The sequence below is a fragment of the Pseudomonas sp. LBUM1648 genome (genome assembly GCF_059716145.1).
This window is the reverse complement of sequence record NZ_CP166808.1, coordinates 989,719-1,006,227: the sequence shown is the minus strand read 5'-3', so window position 1 is coordinate 1,006,227 and position 16,509 is coordinate 989,719. Positions and strand designations below refer to the sequence as shown.

General features: G+C 59.1%; 16 protein-coding genes. 3 read left to right on the top strand and 13 right to left on the bottom strand.

Annotated features, from left to right (window positions below):
* Positions 1–158: 158 nt before the first annotated feature.
* The 3 genes from cysN to ACA043_RS04365 all read right to left on the bottom strand — a co-directional run bounded on the left by cysN (position 159) and on the right by ACA043_RS04365 (position 3,992).
* On the bottom strand, positions 159–2,057 hold the full coding sequence (gene cysN / locus ACA043_RS04375) for a sulfate adenylyltransferase subunit CysN (RefSeq protein WP_497616470.1): 1,899 nt from the start codon (positions 2,055–2,057) through the stop codon (positions 159–161).
* A gap of 9 nt (positions 2,058–2,066) precedes the next feature.
* Positions 2,067–2,984, bottom strand: coding sequence for a sulfate adenylyltransferase subunit CysD (cysD, locus tag ACA043_RS04370; RefSeq protein ID WP_007912374.1), 918 nt, complete (start codon positions 2,982–2,984; stop codon positions 2,067–2,069).
* Positions 2,985–3,233: 249 nt separating this feature from the next.
* Entirely contained in the window at positions 3,234–3,992 is a 759-nt protein-coding gene (locus tag ACA043_RS04365; protein WP_489879226.1) for a Nif3-like dinuclear metal center hexameric protein, read from the bottom strand.
* Between the two features lie 103 nt (positions 3,993–4,095).
* On the opposite strand from ACA043_RS04365, the gene algW reads away from it, so the two are divergent.
* The 3 genes from algW to ACA043_RS04350 all read left to right on the top strand — a co-directional run bounded on the left by algW (position 4,096) and on the right by ACA043_RS04350 (position 8,190).
* A complete protein-coding gene (algW, locus tag ACA043_RS04360) occupies positions 4,096–5,253 on the top strand; it encodes a Do family serine endopeptidase AlgW (RefSeq protein WP_187676795.1) in 1,158 nt (385 codons plus the stop codon).
* Positions 5,254–5,340: 87 nt separating this feature from the next.
* On the top strand, positions 5,341–7,458 hold the full coding sequence (locus ACA043_RS04355) for a TonB-dependent siderophore receptor (protein WP_497658672.1): 2,118 nt from the start codon (positions 5,341–5,343) through the stop codon (positions 7,456–7,458).
* A gap of 12 nt (positions 7,459–7,470) precedes the next feature.
* Positions 7,471–8,190 (top strand): DUF4198 domain-containing protein, encoded by a 720-nt coding sequence (locus ACA043_RS04350; RefSeq protein WP_497658671.1) that lies wholly within the window; start codon positions 7,471–7,473, stop codon positions 8,188–8,190.
* Positions 8,191–8,309: 119 nt separating this feature from the next.
* On the opposite strand, the gene hisC is transcribed toward ACA043_RS04350, so the two are convergent.
* The 10 genes from hisC to ACA043_RS04300 form a co-directional block, all read right to left on the bottom strand.
* Complete coding sequence (gene hisC / locus ACA043_RS04345) at positions 8,310–9,362, bottom strand: histidinol-phosphate transaminase (RefSeq protein WP_187676792.1); 1,053 nt, start codon at positions 9,360–9,362, stop codon at positions 8,310–8,312.
* Between the two features lie 2 nt (positions 9,363–9,364).
* Positions 9,365–10,690, bottom strand: coding sequence for a histidinol dehydrogenase (hisD, locus tag ACA043_RS04340; RefSeq protein WP_187676791.1), 1,326 nt, complete (start codon positions 10,688–10,690; stop codon positions 9,365–9,367).
* A gap of 125 nt (positions 10,691–10,815) precedes the next feature.
* Entirely contained in the window at positions 10,816–11,451 is a 636-nt protein-coding gene (hisG, locus tag ACA043_RS04335) for an ATP phosphoribosyltransferase (protein ID WP_016771668.1), read from the bottom strand.
* Positions 11,452–11,578: 127 nt separating this feature from the next.
* Positions 11,579–12,844, bottom strand: a complete 1,266-nt coding sequence (gene murA, locus ACA043_RS04330) for a UDP-N-acetylglucosamine 1-carboxyvinyltransferase (protein ID WP_187676790.1) — start codon at positions 12,842–12,844, stop codon at positions 11,579–11,581.
* Between the two features lie 22 nt (positions 12,845–12,866).
* Positions 12,867–13,106: a BolA family protein gene (locus ACA043_RS04325; protein ID WP_007912386.1), complete on the bottom strand. Its 240-nt coding sequence runs from the start codon at positions 13,104–13,106 to the stop codon at positions 12,867–12,869.
* 115 nt (positions 13,107–13,221) lie between these two features.
* Positions 13,222–13,527 carry an STAS domain-containing protein gene (locus ACA043_RS04320; protein ID WP_187676789.1) on the bottom strand — a complete coding sequence of 102 codons (306 nt, stop codon included), beginning with the start codon at positions 13,525–13,527 and terminating at the stop codon, positions 13,222–13,224.
* Positions 13,524–14,165 (bottom strand): MlaC/ttg2D family ABC transporter substrate-binding protein, encoded by a 642-nt coding sequence (locus ACA043_RS04315; protein WP_187676788.1) that lies wholly within the window; start codon positions 14,163–14,165, stop codon positions 13,524–13,526. The genes ACA043_RS04320 and ACA043_RS04315 overlap by 4 nt, the downstream gene beginning before the upstream one ends.
* Before the next feature lie 11 nt (positions 14,166–14,176).
* Positions 14,177–14,644 carry an outer membrane lipid asymmetry maintenance protein MlaD gene (gene mlaD / locus ACA043_RS04310; protein ID WP_187676787.1) on the bottom strand — a complete coding sequence of 156 codons (468 nt, stop codon included), beginning with the start codon at positions 14,642–14,644 and terminating at the stop codon, positions 14,177–14,179.
* On the bottom strand, positions 14,644–15,441 hold the full coding sequence (gene mlaE / locus ACA043_RS04305; protein WP_401271489.1) for a lipid asymmetry maintenance ABC transporter permease subunit MlaE: 798 nt from the start codon (positions 15,439–15,441) through the stop codon (positions 14,644–14,646). The genes mlaD and mlaE overlap by 1 nt, the downstream gene beginning before the upstream one ends.
* A complete protein-coding gene (locus ACA043_RS04300) occupies positions 15,441–16,250 on the bottom strand; it encodes an ATP-binding cassette domain-containing protein (protein ID WP_187676785.1) in 810 nt (269 codons plus the stop codon). The genes mlaE and ACA043_RS04300 overlap by 1 nt, the downstream gene beginning before the upstream one ends.
* Positions 16,251–16,509: the final 259 nt, after the last annotated feature.

The window sequence follows — 16,509 nt, the reverse complement described above, 5'->3', positions numbered from 1 at the left end:
CAGCTTGCAAAGATGTTGAATGAGAAAACGCTCTCGCGAGCAGGCTCGCTCCCACAGTTTTGATCGCCGTATGCCCGAATAAAAAAGCCCGCCGATGATCACTCATCGGCGGGCTTTTTTTGCGGGTTGAAACTGGAAGCTTGTCGCTGCTTCAGTGCTTAGATCGCGCCACGCTTACGCAGCAGATCCAGCACTTGCTTGACGCTCTCTTCCAGCGTCAGCGACTGAGTATCAATCACCAGATCAGCATTCAGCGGCACGTCATACGGGAAAGACTCGCCCGGAATATTATCGCCACCCGCCGCATACAACCCTTGCGGATCACGCTCGGCACAGACGGTCGGCGAAGCCTGCACATAAACCGTCAGCAGACGCTCCTGACCGATCAGCTCCTTGGCCTGCTCGCGACCTTCAGCACTTGGTGCAACGAATGCAGCAAGCGTCAGCAGGCCCGCCTCGTTGAACTGACGCGCCACATGAGCTGCACGACGCCAGTTCTCGGTACGGCCGGCGCGATCCTGTGGCAGACCTTTATTCAGGTCGTGACGCAGGTTCTGACCATCCAGCACAAACACTGCGCGGCCCATGTCGAATAGCTTGCGCTCGACCGCATAGGCCAGCGTGCTCTTGCCCGCGCCCGACAAACCGCTGAACAGCACGGTGGCCGGTTGCTGGCCGAAACGCTGAGCGCGCTCTTCAGTGGCAACATGCGCCAGTTTGCCGTGGTGCGAAGCCGTACCGTGAGCCAGTGGCTGAGCGACGATCATGCCAGCGCCGACGGTGCCGTTGGTCAAACGGTCGATGATGATGAATGCGCCGGTGGTGCGGTTGCTCTCGTAACCGTCGAGGGCGATCGGCGCATCGAGCGCGATCTTCACCTTGCCGATTTCGTTGAGCTGCAACGCGCTCGCCGGGCCCTCTTCGAGGGTATTCACGTCGACCTTGTTGACGATGCTGGCGATGGAGCCCGGCACGTAACTGGTCGCACGTTTGATGTCGTATTTCTTGCCCGGCAGCATCGGCTCTTCAGCCATCCACACCAGCATCGCTTCGAAGCTGTCGGTAACCGGCGGCACATTGTCGGCATGCACCAGCAGGTCGCCACGGGAGATGTCGATTTCGTCTTCCATGGTCAGCGTCACCGCTTGACCTGGACCGGCGTGTTCCAGCTCACCTTCGAAAGTGACGATGGATTTGACGCGGCTGCTCTTGCCCGACGGCAACACCACGACTTCGTCGCCCTTCTTGACGATGCCGCTGGCCAGAGTGCCGGCGAAACCGCGGAAGTTCAGGTTCGGACGGTTGACGTACTGCACCGGGAAACGCAGATCGGTGAAGTTGCGGTCGCCCGCCACTTCCACGGTCTCGAGGATTTCCATCAGCGACTGGCCGGTGTACCACGGCGAGCGCTCGGACTTGTTCACTACGTTGTCGCCCTTCAGAGCGGACATCGGCACAAAGTGCATGCTGGTCGGCTTCAACTTCAAGCCTTCGGCGAACTTCAGGTAGTCGGCCTTGATCGACTCGAACACGCCTTCATCAAAGTCCTTGAGGTCCATCTTGTTGATGGCGACAACGATGTGCTTGATGCCCAGCAGCGAGGCGATGAAGCTGTGACGACGGGTCTGGGTCTGCACGCCGTAACGGGCGTCGACCAGAATGATCGCCAGGTCACAGGTGGACGCACCGGTGGCCATGTTGCGGGTGTACTGCTCATGGCCAGGGGTGTCGGCGATGATGAATTTGCGCTTGGCGGTGGAGAAATAGCGGTAGGCGACATCGATGGTGATGCCCTGCTCGCGCTCGGCCTGAAGACCGTCAACCAGCAACGCCAGGTCGATGTCTTCGCCGGTGGTGCCGACTTTCTTCGAATCGCGGGTGATGGCTTCCAGGTGATCTTCGTAGATCATCTTGGAGTCGTGCAGCAGGCGCCCGATCAGGGTGCTCTTGCCGTCATCGACGTTACCGCAGGTCAAAAAGCGCAGCAGCTCTTTACGTTCGTGCTGGCCCAGGTAGGCGAGGATGTCCTCGCTGATCAAATCAGATTGATGCGACATGACAACCCCTTAGAAATAGCCTTGACGTTTTTTGTCTTCCATCGAGCCTGCGCCATCGTGGTCGATGACACGGCCCTGGCGCTCGGAAGTTCGCGTCAGGAGCATTTCCTGAATGATGTCCGTCAGGCTTTCGGCCTCGGACTCCACCGCGCCCGTCAACGGGTAGCAGCCAAGGGTACGGAAACGCACTTTCTTTTTGACGATGCGCGCTTTGTCTTCATCGGACAGGTGCTCGAGGATGCGCTCGTCGTCGATCATGATCAGCGTGCCGTTCTTCTCGATCACTTCGCGTTCGGCGGCGAAGTACAGCGGCACAATCGGGATGCCTTCGAGGTAGATGTACTGCCAGATGTCCAGCTCGGTCCAGTTCGACAGCGGGAACACACGAATGGATTCGCCCTTGTTGACCTTGCCGTTGTAGACGTTCCACAGCTCAGGACGCTGGTTTTTCGGGTCCCAGCGGTGCTTGCTGTCGCGGAACGAGTACACGCGCTCTTTGGCGCGGGATTTCTCTTCATCGCGACGGGCACCGCCGAACGCTGCGTCGAAACCATGCTTGTCGAGTGCCTGCTTCAGGCCCTCGGTTTTCATGATGTCGGTGTGCTTGGCGCTGCCGTGGGTAAACGGGTTGATGTTCTGCGCCACGCCGTCCGGATTGATGTGGGTGATCAGGTCCAGGCCCAGCTCTTCGACCATCTTGTCGCGGAACTTGTACATCTCCTGGAATTTCCACCGAGTGTCGACGTGCATCACCGGAAACGGCAGTTTGCCCGGGAAGAACGCCTTGCGTGCCAGGTGCAGCATCACGGCGGAGTCTTTACCGATGGAGTACAGCATCACCGGGTTGTCGAACTCGGCGGCCACCTCGCGGATGATGTGGATGCTTTCCGCCTCCAGCTGTTTCAGATGCGTCAGTTTGTCGACCATGGCTACTCACGAAAGCTTTCTTATGAACGGCCAGCGGGCCGTGTTCGAGCGGGGAATCCTAGCACAGCGACCTCTTCTAATCAGGACGCCAACTAGATCGAAAGGGTATATGAATATGCCTGCCAGTTCTGCCGAGCAGTGCCCTTGTGGGAGCGAGCCTGCTCGCGAAAGCGGTGTGCCGGACACCCTTGTATTGAAGGTTTGACGCCTTCGCGAGCAGGCTCGCTCCCACAGGGATTTGTGGTGGATTCAGATCGGATTCGGGCAGTCGATGAAGATGTGTTCGACGGCAAAACGCTTCGCCAGATAATCGCCCAGCGCCTGCACACCATAGCGCTCGGTGGCATGGTGGCCAGCGGCGATGAAGCTGATGTCGTTTTCCCGGGCACTGTGGAAGGTCTGCTCCGATGCTTCACCGCTGATGAACAAATCGACCCCCGCCGCCACACCGTGATCGATATAACCCTGACCGCCGCCGGTGCACCAGCCGACCCGGCGGATCATTGCGCTGCCTTCAATCAGCAGCGGTTCGCGGCCCATGACTTCCTGCACCTTGCGGGCGAAATCACGCGGGGTCATGGGTTCGCTCAGCGAACCGACCAGACCGACGATTTTCAGATTGTCCGGATCCAGCGGGCCTTCGACCGTGATGTCCAGTTGACGCGCCAACTGAACGTTGTTGCCAACGTCCGGGTGCAGATCCAGTGGCAGGTGATAAGCGAGCAGGCTGATGTCGTGCTTGAGCAGAGTCTTCAAGCGACGCTGCTTCATGCCGGTAATGCAAGGGTTCTCGCCCTTCCAGAAGTAGCCGTGGTGCACCAGCACCAGATCGGCCCCTGCTTCAACGGCAGCATCGAGCAGAGCCTGGCTGGCGGTGACGCCGCTGACGATTCGCATCACTTGCGGACGGCCTTCGACCTGCAAGCCGTTGGGGCAGTAATCGGCAATTTTCGCACTGCCAAGGTAACGGTCGGCTTCTTCGACGAGGGTGCTGAGGGCAACGGCCATGAAAGACTCCTAAATATCCCGTTCAGAGGCACGCGCGGCCTCGTATAATGCGCGACATTATGGGCGGTCTGACCCCGCCTGCAACTTTTCCAGGACGTGCTTAATGCTCAAGGCGCTGCGTTTTTTTGGCTGGCCGCTGTTGGCCGGTGTGCTTATCGCACTGTTGATTATTCAGCGTTACCCGCAGTGGGTCGGGCTTCCGAGCCTCGACGTCAACCTGCAGCAGGCCCCGCAAACCACCAGCGTGCAGCAGGGGCCGGTGTCCTATGCCGATGCGGTAACCATCGCCGCGCCGTCCGTGGTCAACCTCTATACGACCAAGGTCATCAACAAACCGGCGCATCCGCTGTTTGAAGACCCGCAGTTCCGACGCTTCTTCGGTGACAACTCGCCCAAGCAGAAACGCATGGAATCGAGCCTCGGCTCGGGCGTGATCATGAGCCCGGAAGGCTACATCCTGACCAACAACCACGTGACCAGCGGCGCCGATCAAATCGTTGTGGCGCTCAAGGATGGCCGTGAAACCCTGGCCAGGGTGATTGGCAGCGACCCGGAAACCGACCTCGCTGTCCTGAAGATCGACTTGAAAAATCTGCCGGCGATCACTGTAGGCCGCTCGGACAACATCCGTATCGGCGACGTCGCACTGGCCATCGGCAACCCGTTCGGCGTCGGCCAGACGGTGACCATGGGCATCATCAGCGCCACCGGGCGCAATCAGTTGGGCCTGAACAACTACGAAGACTTCATCCAGACCGACGCGGCGATCAACCCGGGCAACTCCGGCGGTGCGCTGGTCGATGCCAATGGCAACCTCACCGGCATCAACACCGCGATCTTCTCCAAATCCGGTGGCTCGCAAGGCATCGGCTTTGCCATCCCGGTGAAACTGGCGATGGAAGTGATGAAATCGATCATCGAGCACGGCCAGGTGATTCGTGGCTGGCTGGGGATTGAAGTACAGCCGCTGACCCAGGAACTGGCCGAGTCGTTTGGTTTGTCCGGGCGCCCGGGAATCGTGGTGGCGGGGATTTTCCGCGATGGCCCGGCGCAGAAGGCCGGCCTGCAACTGGGTGACGTGATTCTCAGCATCGATGGCGAACCGGCCGGCGATGGCCGCCGTTCGATGAACCAGGTGGCGCGGATCAAACCGACCGACAAAGTGACGATTCAGGTCATGCGCAATGGCAAAGAGATCAAGCTGACCGCTGAAATCGGCCTGCGACCACCACCGGCACCGGTGAAGGAAAAAGAAGAGTAAGACTTTGTTCGCGCCAGCGGCGCGAATAACAGACATTCTCAACAGGCATGTTATATTGTTTCAATTAAACAATTGGAACAACATAACATGTCGTCTCGAACAAAGGCCTCGCTGCTGGGCCTGACCCTCGGTTTACCTCTGGGTCTGCTGTGCGATCCAGTCTTCGCCGAAGAATCGCAGCCACTCGAACTCGACGCCATCAGCGTCACCTCCGACTACCAATCCCCTACCGGGCCCGTCACAGGCTACCGCGCCACGCGCTCGTCCAGCGCGACCAAAACCGACACCGCGATCCGCGACATCCCGCAGGCAATCAGCGTGGTGCCCGCCAGCGTGCTCAAGGATCTGGGCAGCAGCAGCGTCGAACGCGCGCTGGATTTTGCCGGCGGCGTGTCCAAGCAAAACAACTTCGGCGGCCTGACCCTCTACGAATACAGCGTGCGCGGTTTCACCACCTCGGAGTTCTACAAGGACGGTTTCAGCGCCAATCGCGGCTACCCGGCTACACCCGACGCCGCCAACATCGAGCGCATCGAAGTGCTCAAAGGCCCTGCCGCCAGCCTCTATGGCCGAGGGGATCCGGGCGGCACAGTGAACATCGTCACCAAAAAACCGCAACCCGAAGCCTTTACTACCCTGCAAACCAGCGCCGGCAGTTGGGATCGCTATCGCACCGCGCTGGACGTCAACACGCCACTCGATGAACAGGGTGATGTGCTCTCGCGGATCAACCTGGCCGTCGAGGACAACCACAGCTTTCGCGATCACGTCGACAGCCAGCGTGTATTCGTCGCGCCCTCGATCAGTTGGCAACTCAATCCCGACACATCGCTGTTGGTGGAAAGCGAAATCGTCCGCCACAGCTCCACGTTTGACCGCGGCATCGTCGCGCCAAACAACAAATGGAGCGGCGTTTCGCGCTCGACCTTCCTCGGCGAACCGAACGACGGCAACATCGACAACCACAACAACCTGCTTCAGGCCACGCTCGAACATCACCTCAACGACAACTGGAAACTGCGCCTGGCCAGCCATTACAAGGAAGGCAAACTCTGGGGCAACGCTTCTGAAAGTCGTGCTCTGAACGCTGACGGTCATACGGTGAACCGACGTTATCGCGAGCGTGACACCCACTGGCACGACAGCATCACCCAACTGGAATTGCGCGGACTCTTCGACCTCGGCCCCTGGCAGCACGAACTGCTGATCGGCAGCGAGTACGAGAACTACCGCAAGAACGAGCGCGTCACTACCATCGCTGGCGGCCCTTACGCCATCGACATTTACAAACCGGTCTACGGCCAGCCGAAACCCAACGGCGCACGCTCGGGTACCGATTTCTTCGAACACGTCGAAAGCCATGCGCTGAACCTGCAGGATCAAATCGTCTTCACCGACAAACTGCGTGGAATGGTCGGCGCGCGCTTCGAGCACTTTGATCAACGCATCGACGATCACAGCCGCAACACCAAAAGCCGCCAGACCCACGACGCCCTCACCCAACGCGCCGGCCTGCTCTATCAACTGACGCCGAATACCGGCCTGTTCGCCAACGCTTCGACCTCGTTCAAACCCAACAACGGCCTCGATGCCTCCGGCAAATCATTCGATCCCGAAGAAGGCGTGGGTTACGAAATCGGCATCAAGAACGAATTGTTCGACGAGCGTTTGAGCAGCACCCTCGCCTTCTTCCACATCGACAAGGAAAACGTCCTCGCCCTCGATCCCTCCACCGACACCAGCCGGGCGATGGGCAAGGCGCGCAGTCGCGGTTTCGACTGGCAAGTGACCGGGCAAGTAACCGATGCGGTGCGAGTCATCGGCGCATTCGCCTATATCGACGCCGAAGTCACCAAGGGCGATGCGGTGATTCCCACCGGCAGCCGCATTCTTGGCGTGGCCAAACGCAGCGGCAGCCTGCTGGGGGTTTATGAATTTCAGGACGGCCATTTGCGCGGCTCGGACGTCGGCGCGGCGTTTACTTATGTCGGCGATCGCTCCGGTGAAGCCGGCGGCGACTTTGAAATGCCGGCCTATCACACCGTCGATCTGCTGGCCCATTACAAGGCCAGCGACAACGTCACGGTCGGCCTGAACCTGAACAACGTCTTCGATGAAAAATACTACGAGCGCTCCTACAGCAACTACTGGGTCAACCCCGGCGAGCCGCGCAACTTCACCGTCAGCCTGACACTCAACCTGTAAAAGGACGTCATCATGCAATGCCGCAAAACCCTACTGATCATCGCCGCACTGTTCGCCACCCAGGCTTCGGCCCATGGCCTGTGGACAGAACAACGTCGCGGCAATATCGAAGTGATCTACGGCCACGGCGCCGAAGACAATGCCTTCAAGGCGCAGAAAATCAGCGGCGCCTGGGCCTATGACGCGGGCGGCAAAATGATCCCGGTCAGCGTCGAACGCCTGCCCGATCATGCACGTCTGAAGCCGCTGAAAACACCGGCGGTCATGGCCGTGGCACTAAACAACGGGATGTGGTCGCAAACCGCTGACAAGAAGTGGATCAACGAGGGTCGCAGCAAAGTCCCGGGCGCTGTCGAGGCGACGGAGACGTTCAAGTACAGCCTGGCGATTTATCAGCCGGGGGCGAAGTTGCCCAAGCTTGATCAGATCAAGTTGCTGATTTTGCCGGAAGTCGATCCGCTGACGGTCGGACCGGGGAAATCATTGCCGGTGCGGGTATTGCTCGATGGCAAACCGGCGGCGGGCGTGAAGTTGATTGGCGACTATCGCAGTGCGCCGAATACGCTGAGCACCGAGACTGACAAGGATGGGCGTGCGCAGGTGTTGGTGCGTAATGAAGGGTTGAATGTGATTGCGGCGCAAGTAGAGGTGCCGGTGAAGGACAGTGTTGATGTGAAAAGTCGGGGGTTGTTCAGTTCGCTGACCTTCCTCGGTGAGCCACATCACGAATAACCAACACAAGTCCCCTGTAGGAGCGAGCCTGCTCGCGATTGCGCCGGGTCAGTCAGCATAAATGTTGAATGTCCGTCCGCTATCGCGAGCAGGATCGCTCCTACAGGGGCAATGGTGTTTTAGAGTTCGCCGAGGCCATCAATCAACGCCTGATTCTGCTCCGGCGTGCCAATCGAAATCCGCAGGAACTGCGCAATCCGCTCCTGCTTGAAGTGCCGGACGATCACGCCCTGCTCCCGCAGTTTCGCCGCCAGGCCTGCCGCATCATGTTGCGGATGCCGGGCAAAAATGAAGTTCGCTGCCGACGGCAAGACTTCAAAACCTTTGGCCTGCAACTGCGCGATCACCCACTCACGGCTCTCGATCACTAGACGACAGGTCTTGTCGAAATACTCGCGGTCTTCGAATGCCGCCGCCGCTCCGACATTCGCCAGACGATCCAAAGGATAAGAGTTGAAGCTGTTCTTGATCCGCTCCAGCGCCTCGATCAGGTCCGGATGCCCCACTGCCAGACCAACCCGCAGGCCCGCCAGCGAACGGGACTTGGACAGAGTCTGGGTCACCAGCAGGTTCGGGTAACGGTCCACCAGACTGATCGCTGTCTCGCCGCCAAAGTCGATATAAGCCTCATCCACTACCACCACCGAATCAGGGCTGGCCTTGAGAATCTGCTCGACCGCTTCCAGTGCCAGCAGGCAACCGGTCGGTGCGTTCGGGTTGGGGAAAATGATCCCGCCGTTCGGCTTGGCGTAGTCCGCCGGGTTGATCTGGAACTGTGCGTCCAGCGGCACTGCGTCGAACTTGATGCCGTACAACCCGCAATACACCGGATAGAAGCTGTAACTGATGTCCGGGAAGAGAATCGGCTGATCGTGTTGCAGCAGGCCGTGGAAAATGTGGGCGAGCACTTCGTCCGAACCGTTGCCGAGGAACACCTGATTGCTCTGCACGCCGTAGTACTGAGCGACGGCGTTTTTCAACAGATCACTGTTCGGATCAGGGTACAGGCGCAGATTATCGTTGAGTTCGGTCTGCATCGCCGCCAGGGCTTTTGGCGACGGGCCGTAGGGGTTTTCATTGGTGTTGAGCTTGACCAGTTTGGTCAGCTTCGGCTGTTCGCCCGGCACATAAGGCACCAGATCCTTGACGAACGGGCTCCAGAATTTACTCATGTTCAGTTCCCCTGCTTGTCGTCAATGATGCGGTATTCGGCGCTGCGCGCGTGGGCGCTCAGGGATTCGCCACGGGCGAGTACCGATGCGGTCTTGCCCAGCTCGGAAGCACCGGCCTCGGAACAGAAGATGATCGACGAGCGTTTCTGGAAGTCATAAACACCCAGTGGCGAGGAGAAACGCGCCGTGCCGGAGGTCGGCAATACGTGGTTCGGGCCTGCGCAATAGTCGCCCAAGGCTTCGGAGGTGTGACGGCCCATGAAGATCGCGCCGGCGTGGCGGATCTGCGGCAGCCAGGCTTGCGGGTCAGCGACCGAGAGCTCCAGGTGTTCCGGGGCGATGCGGTTGGCGACTTCGATGGCCTGTGCCATGTCACGCACTTGAATCAGCGCGCCGCGGCCATTGATCGAGGTTTCGATGATGGTTGCGCGATCCATGGTCGGCAGCAGTTTGTCGATGCTCGCGGCGACCTTGTCGAGGAACTCGGCGTCGGGGCTGACCAGAATCGCTTGAGCGTCTTCATCGTGCTCGGCCTGGGAGAACAGGTCCATGGCGATCCAGTCCGGATCGGTCTGGCCGTCGCACACCACAAGGATTTCCGAAGGGCCGGCGATCATGTCGATACCGACCTGACCAAACACGTGGCGCTTGGCGGTGGCCACATAGATGTTGCCCGGGCCGACCACTTTATCCACTTTCGGCACGCTTTCGGTGCCATAGGCCAGCGCGGCAACGGCTTGTGCGCCACCGATGGTGAACACACGATCGACGCCTGCGATGCACGCAGCGGCCAGCACCAGCTCGTTGATTTCACCGCGCGGAGTCGGCACGACCATGACCACTTCGGTCACACCGGCAACCTTGGCCGGAATGGCGTTCATCAACACCGACGACGGGTACGACGCCTTGCCGCCCGGCACGTACAGGCCTGCGCGATCCAGCGGCGTAACCTTCTGGCCCAGCACCGTGCCATCGGCTTCGGTGTAGCTCCAGGAATCCTGCTTCTGTTTTTCGTGGTAGCTGCGCACACGGGCCGCGGCTTTTTCCAGTGCTTCGCGCTGAGGCACGGTGATGCGGGTCAGGGCCAGCTCCAGACGCTCGCGCGGCAGGATCAGGTCGGCCATCGAGGCGACTTCGAGACCGTCGAACTTCTGGGTGAACTCGACCAGCGCCGCGTCACCGCGCTCGCGCACAGCCTTGATGATGTCCAGCACGCGCTGATTGACCGAGTCGTCAGACACACTTTCCCAGCTCAGCAGATGATCCAGATGATGCGCGAAATCCGGGTCAGCAGCGTTGAGTCGGCGAATTGCAGTCGGTGCGGTCATAGCGAGAGCCTCATAGGAATGGCAAAAACTCAGGCGCCCTAACTTAGCAGTCGTTTCCGCTTGGGCACCTGAGATTCTGGCTATGAGGCGGATAGACGGGCGCGACTCAAGGTCGCGCAGGTAAATCAGCCGCGGTGTCGCGATTCCACAGCGTTGCGCAGGGTATCGATCAACGCCTGGATACGGGCGTGTTGCATTTTCATCGAAGCCTTGTTGACCACCAGGCGCGAGCTGATCGTGGCGATCAGTTCCTGAGGTTCCAAGCCATTGGCGCGCAGGGTGTTGCCGGTGTCGACCACGTCGATGATCTTGTCGGCCAGACCGATCAGCGGTGCCAGCTCCATCGAGCCGTAGAGCTTGATGATGTCGACCTGACGGCCCTGTTCGGCGTAATAACGCTTGGCGACGTTGACGAACTTGGTCGCCACACGCAGACGGCCCTTGGGCTCGGCCGCGCCGATCTTGCCGGCGGTCATCAGTTTGCATTGGGCGATCTGCAGGTCCAGTGGCTCGTACAAGCCCTGACCGCTGTATTCCATCAGCACGTCTTTGCCGGCAACGCCGAGGTCGGCCGCGCCATGCTCGACATACGTCGGCACGTCGGTGGCACGCACGATCAGCAGACGTACGTCGTCCTGGGTCGTGGGGATGATCAGCTTGCGGCTCTTGTCCGGATTCTCGGTCGGCACAATGCCCGCTTCAGCGAGAAGCGGCAGGGTGTCGTCAAGGATGCGGCCCTTGGACAGTGCGATGGTCAACATGGGAAACGTCAGTCCTTATCAAGGTACTCATGTCCGGTCGCAATCGACGCCGGACACACATCGAGCCGGATAACGGCTCGATTCGAAACGAATTCAGTGGACACGTCCCTGTGTCCTCATGCAGCTGTTAGCCCGGAACGCGACGGATCTTGGCGCCCAGCATCTGCAGTTTTTCTTCGATGCACTCGTAACCACGGTCGATGTGGTAGATGCGGTCGATCAGGGTATCGCCTTCGGCGACCAGAGCCGAGATCACCAGACTGGCCGAAGCACGCAGGTCGGTTGCCATCACTGGCGCGCCTTTGAGGACTTCAGTACCGGTGACGATGGCAGTGTTGCCTTCGACCTGAATCTTGGCGCCCATGCGATGCAGCTCGTACACGTGCATGAAACGGTTTTCGAAGATCGTCTCGATCACGGCACCAGTGCCTTCGGCAATGGCGTTGAGCGAGATGAACTGCGCCTGCATGTCCGTCGGGAACGCCGGGTACGGCGCAGTGCGCACGTTGACCGCTTTCGGGCGCTTGCCGTGCATGTTCAGCTCGATCCAGTCTTCACCGCAGGTGATTTCTGCGCCGGACTCGCGAAGTTTTTCCAGAACCGCTTCGAGGATGGTCGGATCGGTGTCCTTGACCTTGACGCGACCACCGGTGACCGCAGCGGCCACCAGGTAGGTGCCGGTTTCGATACGGTCAGGCATCACCTTGTAGAAACACGAACCCAGACGCTCGACGCCATCGATGGTGATGGTGTCGGTGCCAGCACCGGAAACCTTCGCGCCCATGGCGTTGAGGAAGTTCGCCAGGTCAACCACTTCAGGCTCGCGCGCTGCGTTCTGAAGCACGCTGCGGCCCTTGGCCAGAGCAGCAGCCATCATGATGTTTTCAGTACCGGTCACGCTGACGGTATCGAAGAAGAAGTGCGCACCGCGCAGGCCGCCTTCAGGCGCCTTGGCCTTGATGTAGCCGCCTTCGACATCAATCACCGCGCCCATGGCTTCGAGACCACGGATATGCAGGTCGACCGGACGTGAACCGATGGCGCAACCGCCAGGCAGCGCGACTTCGGCTGAACCGAAACGGGCAACCATAGGGCCCAGTACCAGGATCGACGCACGCATGGTTTTCACCAGTTCGTACGGAGCGATCAGGGTCTTGATGGTGCGCGGGTCGATTTCGACGCTGAGTTTCTCGTCGATCACAGGCTCAATGCCCATGCGACCGAACAGCTCGATCATGGTGGTGATGTCGTGCAAGTGCGGCAGGTTGCCGACCGTCACCGGGCCATCGCACAGCAGAGTGGCAGCCAGAATCGGCAGGGCAGAGTTCTTTGCCCCGGAAATGCGGATCTCGCCATCAAGACGAGCGCCACCAGTAATAATCAATTTATCCATAAGAATCTCGACGCCCTTAGGCTCAGGTGCGCTCGGCCCAGGCCGCGCTGCTGAAAAATTTCATAGTGACCGCATGGATGCTGCCATCGGTGATCCATGGGTTCAAATGGGCATAGATCTGCTGCTGACGCTTCACCGGGCTCAACGCCGCCAGTTCATCGCTAATCACGTTCAGCTGGAAATTGCAGCCTTCGCCCTCAACTTCTACCAACGTTCCGGGCAGCTTTCCTTCAAGGAAGCTCTTCACTTCTACGGCCTGCATGCTCAACCTCAATCGGCGCCCTGTGCGCACGGGTCGGACATCATACAAAAAAGCCCCGCGCCTGCGAACCCCGCAAGGCAGGACTCTGACGGGGGGCTTCTTTATTGATGCGGGTTCAGGATTGCGCCAACAGTTCGGTCAGTTCACTGACCTGTGCAATTTCGCGCATGTCTTCGGGCATCGCGCGGATGCTGACAGCCTTACCGGCCGCCTGAGCATCGCGCATGAAGCACAGCAGCAACGACAAGCCGACGCTGCTGGACTTCTTCACGGCCGAACAATCGATGACCAGCGCAGAAGCCTTGCTCGACTTGATCAGCGCCTGACCTTCCTTGCGCAAGTCCGGGCCAGTTCGGTAGTCCAGCACTCCGCTGAGCAATAGCTCGTCGACATCACTCATACGAACTGCCGCCTCATTCATTGCGCTGGCTTCTCGGTGGTTTGCTTGGCCTTGGCCACTTCACCTGCCCAATTGTTGATGGTCTTGTCCAGATCATTGCCGTTACGCTGCATCGCGTCGGCGAACTGGTCCCGGAACAACTTGCCGATGTTGATGCCGTTGATGATCACGTTGCGCAGTTTCCACTCGCCGTTGATCTTCTCCAGGGTGTACTGCACAGGGTATACCGCGCCGTTGGTGCCCTTTACGGTCATGCCGACGCTGGTGCGATCACCCGATTCGTCCTTGGCAGGATCAACGGTGATGCCCTGGTTGTTGTATTCGAGCAAGGCGTTGCCGTAGAACTGGAACAGGCCTTTCTTGAAGTTTTCCTGGAAGGTCTGCATCTGCGCAGGCGTTGCCTTGCGCGAATATTTGACCGTCATGATGCTTTTGGAGATGCCTTCGGCATCGACCACCGGACCAACGATAGTGTTCAGTGCAGCATAAAAGTCGTTCGGATCCTGCTTGTATTTCTCTTTATTGGCAGACAGATCAGCAAGCATCCGGGTGGTGGTGTCCTGAATCAGATCATGCGCTGACTGTGCCGCCACAGCGGTACCCATCAGTGGCAATGTCGCGAGCAACACCAACAGGCCACGTCGCAAGGTAGAGATCATTCAAAAGCTCCTCATTTGGCGTCTTTGCTAACGGTATTGAGCAGGAATTTACCGATCAGGTCTTCCAGTACCAGTGACGACTGTGTGTCGTGAATGGTTCCACCATCCTTCAGAGGGGTATCTTCCCCGCCTACGCTGATACCGATGTATTTCTCGCCCAGCAGACCAGCGGTCAGGATAGACGCTGTGGAGTCGGTCGGCAGGTTGTCGACCTTTTTATCCACTTGCAGGGTCACCCGACCGGTGAAGCTGTCGCGATCCAGATCGATTGCGGTGACCTTGCCGATGGTTACACCGGCCATGGTCACTTTGGCTCTGACCGTCAGACCAGCGATATTGTCGAAGTAGGCATAAAGTTTATAAGTTTCGGTGGTCGAAGTCGGAGACAGGCCACTGACCCGCAAAGCAAGCAGCAGCAAAGCCAGGATCCCTGCCAGCAGGAACAGGCCGACACCGATTTCCAGGGTGCGGTTTTGCATCAGAAATCTCCAAACATCAAAGCGGTCAGAATAAAGTCCAGGCCCAGTACTGCCAGCGAGGCAAATACTACGGTCTTGGTGGTGGCACGACTGATCCCCTCGGAAGTGGGCTCACAGTCATAGCCTTGGAATACGGCGATCCAGGTCACGACGAAGGCGAAAACGATACTTTTGACGACGCCGTTGAGCACGTCACTGGTGAAGTTCACGCTGTTCTGCATGTTTGCCCAATAAGACCCTTCATACACACCCAGCCAGTCGACAGCCACCCAAGAACCGCCCCAGATACCCACCACGCTGAAAATCATCGCCAGCACCGGCAGGGAAATGAATCCGGCCCACAGACGCGGGGCAATAATGTATTTGAGCGGGTCGACACCGATCATTTCCAGACTGGAAAGCTGCTCGGTGGACTTCATGTTGCCGATTTCCGCGGTCAGCGCCGAACCGGCACGTCCGGCGAACAGCAGCGCGGTCACCACAGGGCCGAGCTCACGCAGCAGCGTCAGCGCAACCATCTGCCCCACCGCCTGCTCCGAACCGTAGCTCGACAGAATGCTGAAACCCTGAAGTGCCAGCACCATGCCGATGAAAATCCCGGAGACCACAATGATCACCAGCGACATGACGCCGACCGAATGCAGCTGCTTGACCAGCAAGCCAAAACCGCCGCTGATACCGCCACGCCCTATCAAGGCGTGAAACAGGAACAGCGTTGCACGACCAAACACCGCAATGGCATCGATCGCCGCTTCGCCGAACCGACGCACGCGTTCTATTAATGAAATTCTGCGCATCAGCGCTTCCCCAGAAGATCTGCGCGGTAATCCGTCGCGGGAAAATGGTACGGCACCGGGCCATCGGGATTGCCGGTCATGAACTGGCGGATACGCGGTTCGTCCGAGTTCATCAGCTCATCGGGCGTGCCCTGCCCCAGTACCTGACCATCACCCACTACATAGATGTAGTCGGCGATGCTCGCGGTTTCGGCCAGATCGTGCGAAACCACGATACTGGTGATCCCCAACGCATCGTTGAGCAGACGAATCAGGCGTACCAGCACGCCCATGGCGATCGGGTCCTGTCCAACGAACGGTTCGTCGTACATGAGAATCTGCGGATCAAGCGCAATGGCCCGCGCCAGCGCTACGCGCCGCTTCATGCCACCGGACAGCTCATCGGGCATCAAGTCGATGGCACCGCGCAGCCCCACCGCCTGCAATTTGAGCAGGACGATGTCGCGGATCATTTCTTCCGGCAACTCGGTATGAACGCGCAGGGGAAAAGCGACGTTCTCGAAGACATCGAGATCGGTGAACAGAGCGCCGCTCTGAAACAGCACACCCATGTGCTTGCGTGCATCGAACAGATCACTGCGCGACAGCGCCGGCAGGTTCTGACCGTTGACCCAGACTTCGCCGCTGGCAGGACGCAACTGTGCGCCCATCAAACGCAGCAGCGTGGTCTTGCCACACCCGGAAGGTCCCATGATGCCGGTGACCTTGCCGCGCGGTATGCGAATATCGACGTTATTGAAAATGCTGCGCGCACCGCGCTTGAAGGAGACTCCCTTCAGCTCGACCGCGTAGGCGTTATCGGCACTCATCTAAACTCCTTGCGATGCAGCCTCTCACTCGGACGCCTGGCTTTATTTAAAAAGCACGTACATCCCGGGCAGGCCGAACTGGCGGCGAACTATATCACTGCAAAGGCCATGCGCCCAAGGCTTGTGCCAGCCTGTGTTCGGCGATATGGCAGGGCTGGCGGCTCTTTTCCCGGGTTTTGGTAACGAGGAATGACAAAGCACGACGAACTTGCGTGAGGCTTTGCAACATAACCGCTATAATCGCCGCCTTTTCATCGGG